This window comes from Jeotgalibacillus proteolyticus, assembly GCF_050107735.1.
GTDB lineage: Bacteria > Bacillota > Bacilli > Bacillales > Jeotgalibacillaceae > Jeotgalibacillus > Jeotgalibacillus proteolyticus_A.
This window is the reverse complement of the sequence record NZ_JBNILO010000012.1, coordinates 52,228-69,445: the sequence shown is the minus strand read 5'-3', so window position 1 is coordinate 69,445 and position 17,218 is coordinate 52,228. Positions and strand designations below refer to the sequence as shown.

Genomic DNA, 17,218 nt, shown 5'->3' with positions numbered 1-17,218 from the left:
TCTCCTTCTAAATTAATTCATTCATATAAGTTATTTTCCACCATCAGAGGAAAATAAACATCGATCAGCTTTCCTTTTGAATTTTCACGATAAACCATCCGCCTTCTCTGATAATTGCAGAGGGCTTATCCATTTTAAAGCCTGCCTTTTGAGTGATCTCACGCAGTTCATCCTCAGAAGGAATTGGATATAGGTTGTCGAAGGTTAAAAAGAAACTATTAAATGCGCTTGAGAACTGCTTGCCATGCTTCGCTTTTTGCAAAGGAGATATAATGGTCGCAATCCCATTTTCCTTAATAATTTCGGATAAACGTTCAAAGAATGCCTGCCTCTCTTCAGGATTAATATAGTGCAGTAAATTATTCACCATTACGTAATCCAGCGGCTCTTCTGGTTCATATTCCTCGATATCGGAATGAATGATTTCTATATTTTCATATGGGCCGGAAGCTTCCTTGGCACTATCCGCAACTTCTTTACTGATTTCAACCCCTTTGAGGTTTAGATCAGGATATTTCTTAGCTAGACGGATCAAATATCCAGCCTCTCCACACCCAATGTCCAATATGGACGTTACATTGTGTTTTTTTACATTCCGGTCTATTAGATGGAAGGCGAGCAGCTCCAGCAGTGTTGACGTTTTTGCCACAGTAGGTGCGTGCTGTTCCGAATCAAAATGATTGCGTTTTTTTTCTCTCATCAGTTCCGGATAGGAAAGAAGCGATGGAATATGAAGCTCCATCATTTCTTTCAACAAATCACCGGAAGAAGGATTGTTCTCTTTGCCTCGCGGAAGCTTCCAGGATTTTTTGACACTTACTCTGCCTTTTTCATCTTTTTTTAAATGCTTTAGGGCAACTCCGACCTCTACCCATTGCTCAAGAAGCTCCGGCTCAAGATCATATGCATCCGATACATCCTCCACTCTCACCGGACGCTTAAATGCCTCAAACAAATCTAAATCAAAGCCGACATAAGCATGCCAGCTGTATAAGAACGGAACGTTGGTTTTCATCCATATTCTTGCTTTCCACATATTCTGCAAATCTTTTATCATCCTTGTCTTCCCCTTTCAAAGGAAATCTCTTTTTATTTTTCTCTCTAACCCCATGTCCTGTAAAAAAATATGTACGGTGATTTCATTGGGACATGATTTCGTATAAAATCTATTTATCACTTGTCCCTTTATTGTCTCCACTACTTATACTCCTTTGTGTATCCTTTCTGATGAAAAAGAAAACAAATAAATGTGTTTTTTTATAGCTGAATGTAAAAAATAGTCTAATCTGAGCTATGTAAATCTATTTCTAACCAGCTGAGAAGTTGATGGACGGTAAACAAGGCTGGGAGATAAATAAAAATTTAAAGAAGTATATGACATTTATATGTGGAAAGTGGAACCGGTCAAGAAGAAGTTGGGACAAAACTTAGTATTTGTTAATAGATGAGGTTAGCAGAGTAAAAGGTGTCGGCTCCCTGGCGTGGTATAACGGCGAGCTGAGAATTAACAGGGCAGAGCGCTGAAATGGCTCCAGTCTTCATTCATGCGGAAAAGCGTACCCCTGAAGCGCAGCGAACCAGTCAAAAAGCCTGAGACGTATTTGTCCCAGGCTCTCATCTCTTTTACTTGTTTACGAAGTTCTATCATCTAAAATTATAAAATCTTTCACGAACTCATAAGGGGCAAAGTAAGCCTTACAGTTGTTCCTTCATTCAGCTTGCTTTCGACTGTGAGCGAACCCTTATGAATTTCTATAATTTTTCTGCAAATCATTAAACCCAGTCCTGTTCCTTTTTCTTTCGTGCTGTAGAAGGGCTCTCCAAGCTTTTTCAGCCGCTCTTCATCAATACCGTTGCCCGTGTCCTGGATTGTCACTATTGCTTTTTTACTCTCTTTCTCAAGATGAACAGTTAGTGTACCGCCAGCGGGCATCGCTTCAATTGCGTTCATGAATAAGTTAAGAAAAACCTGCTTAATTTTATGCGATTCGCAGTTACAGGCTACCTCTTCCATTGTGACATCAATTTTGACATTATTTTTTAGCGCTTCAATTTTTATAAATTCGACTGATTGCATCATAATCGTTTTCAATGAATTTATTTTAGAAGTAATGGCCTGGGGCTTCGCGAGAGTCAACAGCTCCCCTGTCACATACTCAATGCGGTTCAGTTCATTTTGAAGAAGCTCTATATAAATAGAAGCATTCTGCTCTTCTCCCAAAAGCTGAAGAAACCCTTTTAAAGTAGTTAGTGGATTTCGGATTTCATGCGCCACCCCTGCTGCAAGCTGACCGACAAGGGCCAGTTGTTCCGATTTTTTCAGCAAATCCTCTGTTGTTTTTAAAGTGGACAGATCCTGAACAATAACAGCTATTCCAATAACTATTCCTTTTTTAGAGCGGATCGAAGATATATGGAGTGAAACCGTACAGGCTTTTCCGTCTTTTTTTCGAAATGTGGTTTCAAGATACTCAAGATCGTCCCCATTTAATGCATTGTTGATTTTTTCTTTGTCTTCAGGAGACAGATCTTCGTGGAACAGTTCCTGGATGCTTCGGCCGATAAACTCTTCTTTTTTCAGCCCGAATATAGATTCGAACTTGTGGTTCATCGCAAGAAATAATCCACTTTCCGAAAGTAAAGAAGCTCCATCATTCGTATGATTAAAATAAGCTTCGAGCAAATACGCTGTTTCCTTTAGCTTTTGATCCATTTTTACAATTTCGGTAATATCTCTGCCGACCCCAAACGCTCCCTCTATTTTTCCATCGATGACAATCGGCACTAATGTACAGCTGATATGACTTTCACTTTCGTCATGATTACGGATGATTGTGTTGTAGGACTGCGCTTCTCCCGCAAGCGCTTTTTGCAGATATTCTTTCGTAAATTCATACCTGTCAGCTCTTACAAAGTCACGATAGTCCTTGCCTACCAGTGTATCATCCGTAATTTTCATCCTTTTTTCAGCAGCAGAATTAATTTCTCTTACAATAAAATCACGATCAATAAGGAAAATATTATCTATATGATCGTACATTAAAGACTGATATTTTTGCTTATTTCGTTCCAATTCCCTTTGTGTATTTTTCATATCTGTAATGTCTGTCACGAGACAAATAATTTCTGTGGTGACCCCCTCTTCTACTGCAGGAATTACAGAAGCAATAAATTCAAGTCCGCAGATCGTCCCTTCATACGTAGCTTCAATCTGCTGGTCCCAAACCCGGTGGCAAAGAGGTACATAGTCCTCAAGCTCCTTTTCTGGAAAGACGGAATGCAACCTTTGATTTTTCAATTCAAGAGGATTCATATTCAATTTTTCAAATAAGCTTCCCGTTCCGAGTTTGATCACAAAATCGTTTTTATCTTTTTTTAATTTCAATAAAAATACTGAATGTGAAATGGATGGAACTTCTTTATCTTCTATATAAATATTTACAGAAGATCTGTTTACCCCCTGGTCAGCACAGTCTTCAAAGGTGATTTGAATCAGTCTAATCTTTTCTGCACCATAATCTGAAGGAGTGACTGTAATTTTCATTCCTTTTTCACCTGACTTTGAGCGAAGTGTCAGTTCAGATATGATTTCCTGATTTTCCTTGAATGCATTTGTTATACAAGAGAGTAAATCTATATTTCGAAAAGAATCAAAATCAGTCAGATGAATGGAAGAACTCGTCTTATTTATACCAAATAACACGGTGAATGAGTCGTTCATACCGACTACTTGCAGCCTCTCATCTACAATGGCCACCGGTTTTTCATTCTGCTTTTTAAAAAATTTGTTTTTTTGCGGGATATGCTCCATATACATTCCCTCTCTCTATATATTGTTGATCTAATTTTATCAATTTTATAGTATAAATGAAAGATTTTAAGGTGTTTTAAGCAGTGTTTATATTATCCTAAACAAAAAAGCACAAGACCGGTTTTACAGGCCTTGCGCTTTTCATTTTATTTTTTCTTAATGTCTTCCAAATAATACTTATCTGAGGTGAAAAATTCATGTTTGAGTTCCTTTACTTTATTGCTCAACAGCAGAATTGCGATTAAGTTTGGTATTAAAATCGCAGCAAGCATGATGTCCAGGAAGCCCCAGATCACTTCTGCAGCTCCAACTGCCCCTAAGATAATGGCTGCCAAATAAACAAACTGAATCGCGTAGGAAGCTTTTAAGCCGAACAGGAACTCTGCCTGCTTTGCTCCATAAAAGATAATAACCAAAATCGTAGAAAGTACAAAGAATATTAAGGAAACCGTTACAAGGATGCTTCCAAAAGTGCCAAAATAGCTTTCAAAAGCAATTGTCGTAAGTGCACTGCTGTTTTCCATCGCGTTTTCACCTGTCCACACTCCGGAAGATAAGACAACAAAAGCAGTGGCTGTACAAATGACGAGAGTATCAATCACGATTCCTCCGATTGACCAGAAGGCCTGGCGTACAGGATGGTCCGTTTGAGCAGCTGCATGTGCCATTGGCGCTGTACCCAGACCTGCTTCATTGGAGTACAAACCACGCGCAAACCCCCAGCGTATGACGTCAACAATTGCTGCACCGGCAAATCCGCCAACTACAGGTGCTGGAGAAAATGCATTAGAGAAAATCAAGTTAAAAAATTCAGGAAGCATTTCTAAATTCATAAACAAAATAACAACGGCTCCCCCTACATAAACGAGTGCCATAAACGGAATAAAAACCTGTGTGACTTGGCCAATTCTTTTTATCCCGCCAAACACAATAATTCCTACAATTACGGCCACTGCAATTCCTGTCCAAAGAGCAGGAATATTAAAGGATTCCTCTACTGTGCTTGATAAAGAATTCCCCTGTACCATGATACTTGGAATCAATTCAAGCATCAGAGCAAAGGAGAACCAGATACCAAGCCACTTCATTCCAAGACCTTTTGTCATATAGTACATAGGACCGCCAACAAATTCACCTTTCTCATTTTTTTCGCGATAATGAACGGCCAATGCGCTTTCTGAAAATTTAAGTGACATACCAATTAAAGCGATAACCCACATCCAAAAGACTGCTCCAGGTCCACCAAACATAATGGCAGCTGGTACTCCGACTATGTTTGCAGCACCGACCGTTGAGGATAATGCCGAGGTCAGAGCCTGAAATGGCGTAACCGTCCCTTCGCCTTTTGGCTTCTTAAAAATACTTCCGAATGTTTGCTTAAAAATATAAATAGGATAGCGAAACTGAATAAAACCAAGTTTTACAGTCATGAAGATTCCCGAAAATAGTAAAATAGCGATTAATGGATACCCCCAAAGCTGCTCTGAAAAAGTAGCCACTCCTTCTAAAAAACCTTCCAAATACTTCTCCCCCTTTTAAGTGAATAGTTTATGTAAACTTAACTAATAATTGGTTTTCCCTGCTTAAACCAAACTAAACAAGAAAATTGATATTTTTTGTCACATAATAGGAAAATAGCTTTTCATTAAACAAGGTAGAAATGGCTGGTAAATGACAGACTCATTTCTGGTGTCTCGCTTCATTCTTATCATTTAGTTTGTATTTTCCTTTCCTTCTCCGAGGAAATACAAAATAAGCCTGAGACATTGGGGTCTCAGGCTCTATATCCGGTTCACAGCGTATTAAGTGGACGACTTCGGTGGGATCAGCTTCCCCTCTGTTCATCTCATACAAATGACAGATATTGCTTACTTTTAAACTTTTCTTAGTTATGTCTATGATACATTCGAATCTAAGATCTAATTAATGCTGTTTGTTAATTCCCACTACTAACTGCATCACTAGATATTCTTGGCAAAATTAAAATTTCCACTCTTCTGTTTTGTGCTCTGCCTGATTCAGAATCATTGGATGCGATTGGCTGGTATTCTCCAAACCCTTTTGCGCTGAACCATTGCGGATCGAGGTTCGGATTATCGATCACCAGCTTCATAAAATTAACTGCTCTCATTACGCTTAATTCCCAGTTAGAACTGAAATCTGCACTTCCAATCGGTACATTATCCGTATGTCCGGATATAATTACGTTCCTCGGCGGGTCAAATTCAAGAAGCTGTGCAACTTCTTCTGCTGCGCCGCTGTATGAAGCCTGAACCGTTGCTGACCCTGAAGCGAACAGGACATTATCCCGGATCGTCAGCAAAAGCCCTTCATCTGTCAGCTGTGTGGCAAATTGGTCACTCAAATTGTTTTTCGAGATGTATTCATCGATGGCACGCTGAATTTCCTTTAGTTCTTCCTGGTCTCTCGCAATAGCTGAATCCCTATCTGCCTGTCCATCCAGAATTTCCTGAACCGTTTGCTCTGCTTCCGTTAACTCCGTATCCGTTTCATTAGCGCCCTCAACAGGGTCAATTTGGTCTTCCTGGTCGTTTTCTTCGATCAGGCTGGCATAATCCAGTACATTTTCTCCACCTGTAAAAATATCATTGAAAACCTGTGACATCTGCTGGAATTTAGCTTCATTCACACTGCTGCTTGCAAATAACACAATAAACAGCGCTAAAAGCAACGTTAACAGATCCGCATAGGGCAGCAGCCAGGACTCATCTACATGCTCTTCATGTTTATGCTTTTTTCTACGCCTCGACACTTTCAACCGCCCCGCTTTCATCCATTAGCTTTTCTCTTTCTTTCGCTGGCAGATAAGATGCAAGCTTTTGTTCGATGACTCTGGGCGCCTCTCCTTCCAAAACAGATAAAATGCCTTCAATCATCATATTTTTGATCATCACTTCATTTGTTGATTTCCGTTTAAGCTTATTGGCAAATGGATGCCATAAAACATAGCCGGTAAAAATCCCTAACAGAGTAGCTATAAAAGCAGCAGAAATCGCATGTCCCAGTGCCTCTGTATCATTCATATCGCCAAGTGCAGCAATCAGCCCTACAACAGCTCCCAAAACACCGAGAGTGGGGGCGTACGTTCCTGCCTGAGTAAAGATTGATGCGCCTGAAAGATGACGTTCTTCCATCGCATCAATTTCTTCTGACAGTACATCTCTTATATAATCCGCATTTTGACCGTCAATCGCTAAACCAAGACCATTTCTTAAAAAAGAATCTTCAATTTCTTCCGTCTTTGTTTCAAGAGCCAGCAGGCCTTCTTTCCTTGCCAGCTCTGCCCATTCACCAAACATCCGGATGACCTGCTTAACATCCGTTGATTTGTTTTCTTTAAAAAGAATGCCAAAAAGCTTTGGGACACGCTTTAATTCTGACATTGGAAATGCAATGGTCACAGACGCAACCGTTCCTAAAATGATAATCATTAAAGCTGGACCATTCAAAAGAGCGCTCGGCTCTACACCTTTCAGCACAATACCGATGCCAATCGCTAAAAATCCGAATATTATTCCAAATACTGTGGACTTATCCAATCATTTCACCTACATTCACAGATTTCTTGCTTACTATCTTTATATCGGTAAACATCGACTGCACTTTAGATTTTTATTTTTTCTCCAGCAGAAGATGGCTTTTTTTGATTTATTAAAATAAATTGATAAAATAAATGTGAATCTATTTACATAAAGGAGACTACAATGATGACTCATCAGGAATTATTAGAAAAATATGCTGACCTTGCCGTAAAAGTAGGCGTCAATATTCAGCCGGACCAGTGGCTGTACATTGGAGCAAGTATTGAAAACGCACCTTTTGTTAGACTTGTTACAAAAAAGGCATACGAAGCAGGAGCAAGACAGGTTTTTGTCGATTGGGCAGATGATGAAGTAAACCGCATGCGGTATGACCTCGCGCCGGAGGATTCGTTCAGTGAATTTCCAGAATGGAAGCGCATAGAGCGTGAATCCATGGCAAAAGAAGGTGCTGCTTTTATGAATATTGTGTCTGCAAGTCCTGATCTTTTAAAAGGAGTGGATCCTGAAAAGATCTCTTCTTTCCAGCAGGCTGCCGGAAAAGCACTTTCACAATACCGCAAGTACATTCAGTCAGATAAAGTCAGCTGGACTGTAATAGCCGCTCCGTCTGCAGGATGGGCAAAAAAAGTGTTTCCGGATCATTCAGAGGTAGAGGCAGTAAGCTCCTTATGGAACGCTATCTTTAAAGCCGTCCGTGTTGACCAGCCAGATCCTGTGGCAGCATGGAAGAAGCATGATGAAACGCTTCACGAAAAAGCAGCTTACCTGAATGCTAAAAAATATACAAAGCTTCATTACACAGCCCCAGGTACGGACTTAACCATTGAGCTGCCAAAAGGGCATCTTTGGGCGGGTGCTGGGAGCATAAATGAAAAAGGACATACCTTTATGGCAAATATGCCGACAGAAGAAGTTTTTACTGTCCCTCATAAAGATGGCGTAAATGGAACTGTTACGAATACAAAGCCTTTAAGCTATGGTGGCAATATTATAGACGGATTCACTCTTACCTTCGAAAATGGCAGGATTGTTGATGTAAAAGCAGATGAAGGCGAACAAATTCTGAAAAAATTAATCGCCACCGATGAAGGCTCTCAACGTCTGGGCGAAGTGGCTTTAGTCCCTCACAAGTCACCAATTTCTCAATCAAATGTCTTGTTTTACAACACGCTTTTTGACGAAAATGCGTCCAACCATCTGGCTATCGGCAGTGCCTACGCATTTTGTGTAGAAGGCGGCAAAACAATGAATGAAGAGGAACTGGCCAGCAGCGGCCTTAACAGCAGCATTACGCATGTTGATTTTATGATCGGCTCAGATCAAATGAATATTGATGGAATTAATGAAGATGGTACTACTGAACCTGTATTTAAAAACGGCGATTGGGCATTTTAATTTCTGATCGCTGACTGCGGCTAAAACTAGAACTGCCCTCCTGTCAGCCCAGCTGGCAGGAGCATTTTTGTTCGGTAAAGGCAACGAACTGGGCTGATGCTGATCATTGTCTTTTACTTATGGATGCTGAACGATCATTCGTTTGTCGTGGATTAATAAAAGATTTTACTAATAGGTGCTCCATACCTTATACTTAAGTCATAAACAGACTTATTCATTTTGAGAGGAGGCTGTGCGTAATGCTTCAGATGACAGCAACTTTAATTGGCTTCGTAGCTCTTATCGGATTGGTAGGCGGCGCCCTAATGTATTTTCTAAGAATTCCTTTAAATTCAAAAGATGCGGAAAAAGTAGATCCTAAACCATAAAACATTGGCCATGCGCCAATGTTTTTTTACTTCAGCCTTCTTTACATAAGTTCAATTTGGCAATTTAGGAATAAAACAGGATCCGTCACCACAGATTACATAAAAAGGAGAATATACAATGCAAAATCAAAAATTTATGAGCGACACGCGAACGATTCAGACCAGCCATGTTCTCCCTCCCGATACGAACCATCATGGAACTTTATTTGGCGGAAAGCTAATGGCTTATATTGACAATGTAGCTTCAATTGCTGCCACTAAATTAGCCAGAGCTGCAGTTGTTACTGCTTCCACTGATTCTGTAGACTTTTTAAAGCCCATTCGAGTGGGAGATGCAGTTACTTTAGAAGCGTTTGTTACCTACACAGGCAAAAGTTCGATGGAAGTGTTTGTAAGAGTGACTACTGAAAAACTTCTGACAGGTGAAGAGTCAGTGGCTGCGATCTCCTTTCTTACGTTTGTGGCTCTGACAGAGGACGGGAAACCGGCTAGAGTACCTCAGATTATCGCTGAAACGGAAGAAGAGAAATGGCTCAATCAAACAGCAGAAAACCGGGCCTCTCACAGAAAAGCCAGAAAGCTCCACAGTCAGGAGCTTGCACAATTTTTTTCAAAAAAGCATTTGTAGTACTCACTTTATTTTCCCGGCCCCTAAAGGCTGGGTTTTTTTTGTCGATATACATTAAGTGAGTTTACAATATATGAGTATTTATTCTCATAAAACTCTTTATTAAGGGAATTTTTACTAGTATAATAGATTTAGTTACATAAAGGACTTTAGTTTTACTAGTTTATTTAATACTTATGCAAATGGAGGATACATATGAAACTATTAACATGGGCACTTTCACTGACTCTTTTCGTGACATTGCTATCGGGCTGTCAGCTGAGCGAGCCGGAGGCAAAAAGTACTTCATTTAAGGCCGCCATCGGAATTTTGCTTTCAGATACAGGTCTTGGAGATGGCTCCTTTAATGATGCCGCATTTAAAGGACTTGAACGTGCTCGAAATGAACTGGGAGTGCGGTTTGATTACCGTGAGGCCCCAGATGGCGACTATGAAGAAAAATTAAATGAATTAATTGAGGAAGACATGGATTTGGTTATCGGTCTTGGATTCTCTGTTCAGGAAGCACTTGAGAAAGTGGCAAAGGAAAATCCTGATCAGTCCTTTCTCTTAATCGATGGTTCTTCTGATGTCAAAAATATTATGTCGATGACTTTTAAAGAGCATGAAGCAAGCTTTCTTGTTGGTGTTGTTGCGGCCATGACGAGCAAAACCGGTGTGATTGGCTTTATCGGAGGAATGGACGCTGACGTCATTCACCGTTTTGAAGCAGGGTACAGAGCCGGAGCATTGTATGCTGATCCGGAAATTAAGATCATCTCAGATTATGCGGGTGATTTCGGCGACGCTGAACTGGGCGGGAAGCTGGCTTCTGAGCAGATAGATAAAAAGGCAGACTTTCTTTATCCTGCTGCCGGCTATACCGGAATTGGGGCCATATTAAAAGCTCAGGAAGAAGGAGTCTTTGCTGCAGGTGTTGACGGGGATCAATTTTTCGTTGCGGAAAAAGCTGTAGTGACATCGATGATGAAAAATGTGGACATTGCTGTATTTGACCTCGTGGAAGCCCTGGTCAATGATTCAGGTGAAATCACCGACTATGAACTGGGACTTGCAGAAAACGGCGTGACTCTTGCTGAAATCAGACTGGCAGACTTATCGGTCACTCAGCAGGCAAAGCTGATTGATGCTCGAAAAAAAATTATATCCGGTGATATAACAGTACCGGATAAAGTGAACTAGGAGGGTTCTCTTATGGCATTGCGCAACCGTTTATTTTTACTCGCTTTCATCCCTCTTGTACTATCTACCATCATTATTGCAATGATTGTCTACCAGATGATTTCAGTGAATTCAGCTTCTGAGGAAGACGTGAATGTTCTTCTGGAAATTGAATCCTTAAACAGTGAACTGCTTATTTCCCAGCAGTCTCTTGCTAATTTTTCCCTCAGTCCAAATGAAAGCAATCGGCTGAATACACAAAATCAGCTGATGGCTACAGAGGAAAACATTACACAGCTTGCAGGAATCCTGCCGACAGAGGACTTACAAAATCAGCTTGGAATTATAAAAAGCAAATATGAAGAACTGATAAAAGAAGCCGGTGATGCCCTGGACCAGGGTTCTGTATCCGAAACGAGCAGACAGTCGTCCAGATTGGCTGGAATAACAAATGACCTTTATTTGCTAGATAGCTTGGCAGACGATTGGCACAGCAATAAAGTACAAATAACCGAACAGAAAATCAATTTCATCGTCACATTTGCTATTTGTTCAATGGCAGTCATCATTCTTTTGTCTATAGGCGTAACATTACTGATTTCAAATAGAATAACTCGACCTTTAAACAAAATGGTCGAAAACGCAAAACGGGTAGCCGAAGGAGATTTGACCATTACTCTCCCTCCAAGCCGCTCCTCAAAATTTGAAATCGATCAGTTAAACCAGTCATTTAATCATATGATCACAAATTTGCGCGGCACGGTAACTTCTATCGAAAAAATAGGGGACCGGGTCAACAGCTTTACAGGCGATATTTTCGAACGGATGACAGGATTGACGGAAAGCAGTTCACAGGTAGCCGCTTCAACTGAGGAGCTAGCAAAAGGCAGTTACTCTATTTCTGAGGACGTTCAGTCCACAGCGCAGCTAATGACAGGGATGAATCATACGTTCCAGGAAAGTGTTGCAATCGGCAGAGAATCTTCTGATAAAGGGAAGGAAGCTTTACACTCGGTACAATCCGGGCGCGAGTCCCTTCTCATGCAGGAGCAATATGCTCAAAAAGTAGCGGAATCCTCACGAGCAATCAAAACTGCAATTGACCAGTTTACGGAGTATGCCGGAGAAATTCAGCAGGCAGCTGTATTTGTCCGCAGTATTGCAGACCAAACCAACCTCCTCTCTTTAAATGCAGCGATTGAGGCTGCAAGAGCAGGTGAGGCTGGAAAAGGATTTGCTGTGGTAGCCAATGAAGTAAAAAAGCTCGCAGAGGACTCATCACAGGCAACCGACAAAATTTCAGTTATGGTGCAAAACATTCAAAAAGGCATTGCAGCTATAGTTGAGGCAGCTGACGAAGGACAGACGTTATCTTCTAAGCAGCTTGAATCAATGAATGAAACAGAAGCTGCTTTTAAGATCATTTCATCAAAGGTTAAAGCGATTGATGATCAGTTAAGTTCTCTCGTGGAAAGCATGCAGCAATCCAGCACGCAATCCAATCAAGTGGTGATTGCCATTGAAAATATTTCAGCAGTCTCTGAGGAAACCGCTGCCGGAACTGAAGAAATTTATGCTTCAACAGATGAACAGCTAAAAGCTTTTGAAGAAATGAATAAGCAAATTGATGTGTTATCTGAGATGAGTAAAGATATGAAACTCCAGATCAATCAATTTACCTTGCCCAATGTAAGCGAGACAGAAACTACATCGCATGAAAAGAACGAATAAGCTTATATCAGCTTTTTAGAATTTTTCAGACCATCCACCTATATGTGTTCAAATGTCTGCTCAATTTAGAGGATGGGTCACTCGTTCTATTCTCCCTCTAGTGTTCAAAGGTCATTATTTTAATGAAAGAAAGCTTTATAAGTCAGTTAGTGGCAAAATACCAGCCAAAAGTCAGCAATAATACAGTTCCAGAGTGGTTTGTTTTATACTTCTTCCGCAAAAATTAACGTTTAAGAACCTGTCATTCATTGTGATGACGGGTTTTTTTCATTACAGATCGATTATTATTTTATTACAGCAGATCGAATTATTTTAAGAAAGAAAACGCTTCACCCCCTTTTATATAGGAGTTTCACTTCTTTTTATACAATTGTAAAAACTTCGTCTATTTTGTAATATACAATTTCTCCATCGTTCGACTCTCCAACTCTCCTTAAAAATAGTCTATACTACACGGAAGAGCACTCAGGTCAGCGTTTACCCAAGAAGCAGTAAAGTATTTCCACAGCTGAGGGATAAAAAGATAACATGAATCTTTCTTCCTCCCCTGTCTAAATTCGACAGAAATAGAGCTGAACGCGGCTGCAAAGTGCCTATATTTGACAAACTACAATCCTTATAAACTATAACAATAATATCGGAGGAATCATACATGCTATCAAACGCTGAAATCGGCATCGACTTAGGAACGGCTAATATACTGGTATATAGTAAAAATAAAGGCATCATTATGAATGAGCCTTCTGTAGTAGCAATTGATATTAACACCAAAAAGGTTCTGGCAGTCGGGATTGACGCCAAAAATATGATTGGTAAAACGCCTGGCAATATTGTCGCAGTCCGTCCTTTAAAAGACGGGGTAATTGCGGACTTTGATGTCACAACGGATATGCTGAAACATATAATGGGAACGATTGGAAAAAAACTTGGATTTTCTATGCGCAAACCAAGTGTGGTGGTGTGCACCCCTTCAGGAGCGACGTCTGTTGAACGCAGGGCCATTCATGATGCAGTGAAAAACAGCGGTGCAAAAGCTGTTCATTTGATTGAAGAGCCTGTAGCAGCTGCTATCGGAGCAGACCTTCCAGTGGGAGAACCTGTAGCGAACGTTATTGTGGATATCGGCGGCGGAACCACAGAAGTAGCGATTATTTCGTACGGAGGCGTTGTATCGTGCAATACAATTCGTGTTGCAGGCGATAAAATGGATGAAGATATCATTCAATACATCCGCAAGTCCTATAATCTTTTGATAGGCGAACGAACTGCTGAGCAAATAAAAATGGAAATCGGCTATGCCCCTATCGAACATGAAAGTCTTGAAATGGAAATCAGGGGACGTGATCTTGTGACGGGTCTGCCTAAAACCATCTCATTAACGTCAAAAGAGGTTCAGCAGGCCATTCAGGAGTCATTATCAAGCATTCTTGAAGCCATCCGGGCAACGTTGGAAAACTGCCCTCCCGAACTTAGCGGAGATATTGTAGACCGCGGAGTTATTTTATCCGGAGGCGGAGCCCTTTTAAATGGAGTACAGCAATGGCTAAGCGAGGAAATTGTTGTTCCCGTACACATTGCACCAAATCCGCTTGAGTCTGTAGCGATTGGTACAGGAAAATCATTATCTGTTATTGATAAGCTTCAAAAAATAGCCAGATAACAAGGAACGAACCTTAATTTGCGCATTAGCGGCGAAGAGTCAGAAAACAGCGATTTTCTTTCTGAAAATCGCTGTTTTTTGCGTTTATTCTTTTTTATTCAGGGTAAACACTTTTCCTTTTAGAAAAAGTGATCTAAACTATAAGTTGTTTCGTTTACATATTAACACGGAAATTGTTAAGTGGCTCTTGTTCCCGTATGATAGAACTATCATATTTTTCAGCAAAGGAGTTTGTTATGTCGGGACCACAAGATATTGAACTTTATCAGCAGCTATTGCAGAAAGACAAGAGTGCCTTAGAGTCATTGTATGACCGCTATCACAAATTAATTTATTCGTTTTCTTTCCGCATGACAAAGGATACGACTCTGGCAGAAGAAGTCGTACAGGAAGTTTTTATTAAGCTGTGGAATTCTCACTCACCATATAGTGAAGAAAAAGGAAAATTTTCCTCCTGGCTCCTCACCATGACTCGGAACACTGCTTTGGATCACTTGCGCAAACAGTCCTCCAAGCCGGCGGTCGAGTTTGAAGAAAGAGATTCACTAAACGAAACAGCAGAAACACCGAGTGATCTTCTTGAAGAAAAAGAGAAAAACCTGCTTGTTCGCCGCTCCGTTCAAAAATTAAAAAAAGAGCAGCGCCATATTATTGAATTATTTTATTTTCAGGGATTAACCCATGAAAAAATTTCAGACAGGACGGGACTGCCGCTCGGTACTGTTAAAGGAAGAATACGGCTGGCATTAAAGCATCTGAAATCGCATCTACACGAGGAGGGAGGAAAAGCCAATGGCTAAACACGGAGCTGAATGTGATCAAATTATCGATTATTTTAACGGGCACTTATCACAGGCGGAAAAAGAAGCATTTGAACATCATCTAGAACATTGTCCAGAATGCCAGGCAGAACTGGCAGAATGGAACGCCTTGATTGAAGACCTTCCTTATGATTCAGAGCCTGTATCACCGCCTGAAGGAATGAAGGAAAGAGTTCTGACAGCGGTTTTTGCAGAAGAATCATCTAAACCGCATACACCTCCAGCAGAACCTGCATCGATTAGTGATAGTAAATCTAATTCTTCCTCCCGATTTAGACGTTCTTCAGCAAAGTGGGCTCTGCCGGCAGCTGCTGCTTTACTTCTTTCTCTTGGTGGCAATGCATTTTTGTACAATGAATTACAGCAGCAATCAACAGAATTAACGCAAACCCAGGATACAGTTGATGAACTGCTTCAATATGTAACGTTATCACCAACCGGCGAAGCGGAAACCAGCCCTGCGGCGACTGCCTCCATAGTGAGAACAGGGTCTGAGGTCAACGTGGTGATCAACGCCTCATCCCTAGGACCGCTTGCAAATGATGAAGTCTATCAGGTGTGGTTAATCGAGGGCGAAAGTCCGAAAAGAGCTGGTACATTTGTAGCCAGTGAAAACGGGGCAGGAGCTGTTGTGTTTACGCTGGATGAATTTAATTCGGATCAATGGAACCAAATTGCCATTTCACATGAACCTGATGCACAAAGCGAAACACCTGAAGGAGAAGTTATATTAGCCTCGGAGCTTTGATTGTATTCTTACTTGATAAAAAACAAGCATGTCCCCGTGACCGTGAATCATGTGGGCATGCTTGTTTCTTTGACTGCATCCTTACATTATATAGGAGCTGTCCTTTTTGTCTTAACTAAAAGGACAGCTCTTTTTATTGGAAACAGGTTCCGTCTTGCTTTTTAAAAAAGACGGCTGGTATAGAAAGTTGGGTGAATTCCAGGTATTTTTATATCGTTTATGAAAAATATGAGAAGCTGCGGGAGATACAGGCGGGATCAGCCAGGTCCAGTCTCCTGTTACCTCTCTCCCAGCATACGCTTCCTTCTCTTCAAATAAAGCAAACTGATTGCCTGCAGTATGATGGTCCACCATGCTTACACCTGCCTGCTTGAAAGAATCCAGTACAGCCTGATTAAGCTCGATAATCGCCCTGTCCTTCCACAAATTCGATGCTAATTGAGTGGATAACCCCATCTTTTCCGCCACTAATGGAAGCTCATTGTATCTTTTTTCATCGGCAAAGTTGCGTGCAGCGATTTCCGTTTCCATGTACCAGCCGTTAAAAGGGGCTGCAATATATTCCAGTCCTCCGATTTCCAATTTCATATCAGAAATAATCGGAACGGCATACCACTTTAATCCAAGCTCATTAATACCAGGAACCGCGCTGTGTTTAATCGGCACTTCTTTTACAATGGAAGACGGAATGCTGAAGTAAAAAGGCTCTTCTTCATTTATCTGAACAACGATTGGCAGTACGTCATATTTTGTGCCTTTGCCTCTCCAGCCTAACGATTCGCAAAACTGTGTAAAAGAAACCGAATGAGGATCTCCTATTATTTCTCCATTTTCCCTGCGATAGCCGGCATAACGAATTAGCTGATGATTCAATATTCTTATAGCATCCTTGTTAATTTGACGGGGTGTAAAGACAGTGATTGTGGGTCTTATTTTCCCATCATTTGTGGCGTATTCTATATGATTAAGCAAGGCTTTTTTAACTTCGTCCTTTGTCAATGCCGTTCTGGCATCCACTACATGCAGACTGTTCCAAAAAAGACGCCCTATACAACGGTTACTGTTGCGCCACGCAGCTCTCGCTCCAAATTGAAGCTCATTTGCAGTATGCGAATACGTACCCGTCCTCTCAATATCTCGCTGGATTTCTTTTAATCTGCTATCTTTTTCCTGAGTACTTCTATTCATCTCACGGCAGTATAGATGAATAAAAGATTCTGCTTTTTCCATTAATGAGTTTGTCATCATCATACGCCCTTTGTCATTCTCTATTTTGATCTTTTATTATCATAGCATGATCAAATTAGCAAGGTCACAAAGAAGCGTTTAAAT

At 40.8% G+C, this 17,218-nt stretch carries 14 protein-coding genes; 8 read left to right on the top strand and 6 right to left on the bottom strand.

The genetic code is table 11. The annotated features are described in order from the left end of the window. Positions 1–64: 64 nt before the first annotated feature. From ACQCT8_RS16320 to motA, 5 genes are all read right to left on the bottom strand, one after another. Positions 65–1,057, bottom strand: coding sequence for a class I SAM-dependent methyltransferase (locus tag ACQCT8_RS16320; protein WP_426872861.1), 993 nt, complete (start codon positions 1,055–1,057; stop codon positions 65–67). Between the two features lie 609 nt (positions 1,058–1,666). Continuing rightward, positions 1,667–3,811, bottom strand: a complete 2,145-nt coding sequence (locus ACQCT8_RS16315; protein WP_426872859.1) for a PAS domain S-box protein — start codon at positions 3,809–3,811, stop codon at positions 1,667–1,669. 146 nt (positions 3,812–3,957) lie between these two features. Beyond that, positions 3,958–5,331, bottom strand: coding sequence for an alanine/glycine:cation symporter family protein (locus tag ACQCT8_RS16310; protein WP_426872857.1), 1,374 nt, complete (start codon positions 5,329–5,331; stop codon positions 3,958–3,960). Positions 5,332–5,747: 416 nt separating this feature from the next. Continuing rightward, entirely contained in the window at positions 5,748–6,584 is an 837-nt protein-coding gene (motB, locus tag ACQCT8_RS16305) for a flagellar motor protein MotB (RefSeq protein WP_426872855.1), read from the bottom strand. After that, on the bottom strand, positions 6,571–7,371 hold the full coding sequence (gene motA, locus ACQCT8_RS16300; protein WP_278241996.1) for a flagellar motor stator protein MotA: 801 nt from the start codon (positions 7,369–7,371) through the stop codon (positions 6,571–6,573). The genes motB and motA overlap by 14 nt, the downstream gene beginning before the upstream one ends. Positions 7,372–7,536: 165 nt before the next feature. Here motA and ACQCT8_RS16295 point away from each other — a divergent pair, with 165 nt between their 5' ends. The 8 genes from ACQCT8_RS16295 to ACQCT8_RS16260 all read left to right on the top strand — a co-directional run bounded on the left by ACQCT8_RS16295 (position 7,537) and on the right by ACQCT8_RS16260 (position 15,886). Beyond that, positions 7,537–8,769, top strand: a complete 1,233-nt coding sequence (locus tag ACQCT8_RS16295) for an aminopeptidase (protein ID WP_426872853.1) — start codon at positions 7,537–7,539, stop codon at positions 8,767–8,769. A 239-nt stretch (positions 8,770–9,008) separates the two neighbouring features. Continuing rightward, positions 9,009–9,137, top strand: a complete 129-nt coding sequence (locus ACQCT8_RS16290) for a hypothetical protein (protein ID WP_426872851.1) — start codon at positions 9,009–9,011, stop codon at positions 9,135–9,137. A gap of 118 nt (positions 9,138–9,255) precedes the next feature. Beyond that, a complete protein-coding gene (locus ACQCT8_RS16285; protein ID WP_426872849.1) occupies positions 9,256–9,765 on the top strand; it encodes an acyl-CoA thioesterase in 510 nt (169 codons plus the stop codon). Positions 9,766–9,960: 195 nt separating this feature from the next. Next, complete coding sequence (locus ACQCT8_RS16280; RefSeq protein WP_426872847.1) at positions 9,961–10,947, top strand: BMP family lipoprotein; 987 nt, start codon at positions 9,961–9,963, stop codon at positions 10,945–10,947. A gap of 12 nt (positions 10,948–10,959) precedes the next feature. Beyond that, positions 10,960–12,657: a methyl-accepting chemotaxis protein gene (locus ACQCT8_RS16275; protein ID WP_426872845.1), complete on the top strand. Its 1,698-nt coding sequence runs from the start codon at positions 10,960–10,962 to the stop codon at positions 12,655–12,657. Between the two features lie 652 nt (positions 12,658–13,309). Next, entirely contained in the window at positions 13,310–14,317 is a 1,008-nt protein-coding gene (gene mreBH / locus ACQCT8_RS16270; RefSeq protein ID WP_426872843.1) for a rod-share determining protein MreBH, read from the top strand. A gap of 236 nt (positions 14,318–14,553) precedes the next feature. Beyond that, positions 14,554–15,117 carry an RNA polymerase sigma factor gene (locus ACQCT8_RS16265; RefSeq protein WP_426872841.1) on the top strand — a complete coding sequence of 188 codons (564 nt, stop codon included), beginning with the start codon at positions 14,554–14,556 and terminating at the stop codon, positions 15,115–15,117. Beyond that, positions 15,110–15,886 (top strand): anti-sigma factor domain-containing protein, encoded by a 777-nt coding sequence (locus ACQCT8_RS16260; RefSeq protein WP_426872839.1) that lies wholly within the window; start codon positions 15,110–15,112, stop codon positions 15,884–15,886. The genes ACQCT8_RS16265 and ACQCT8_RS16260 overlap by 8 nt, the downstream gene beginning before the upstream one ends. Before the next feature lie 111 nt (positions 15,887–15,997). On the opposite strand, the gene ACQCT8_RS16255 is transcribed toward ACQCT8_RS16260, so the two are convergent. After that, the gene (locus tag ACQCT8_RS16255; protein ID WP_426872837.1) at positions 15,998–17,134 is read right to left on the bottom strand and encodes a nitric oxide synthase oxygenase; all 1,137 of its coding nucleotides are present in this window, start codon (positions 17,132–17,134) and stop codon (positions 15,998–16,000) included. Positions 17,135–17,218 lie beyond the last annotated feature (84 nt).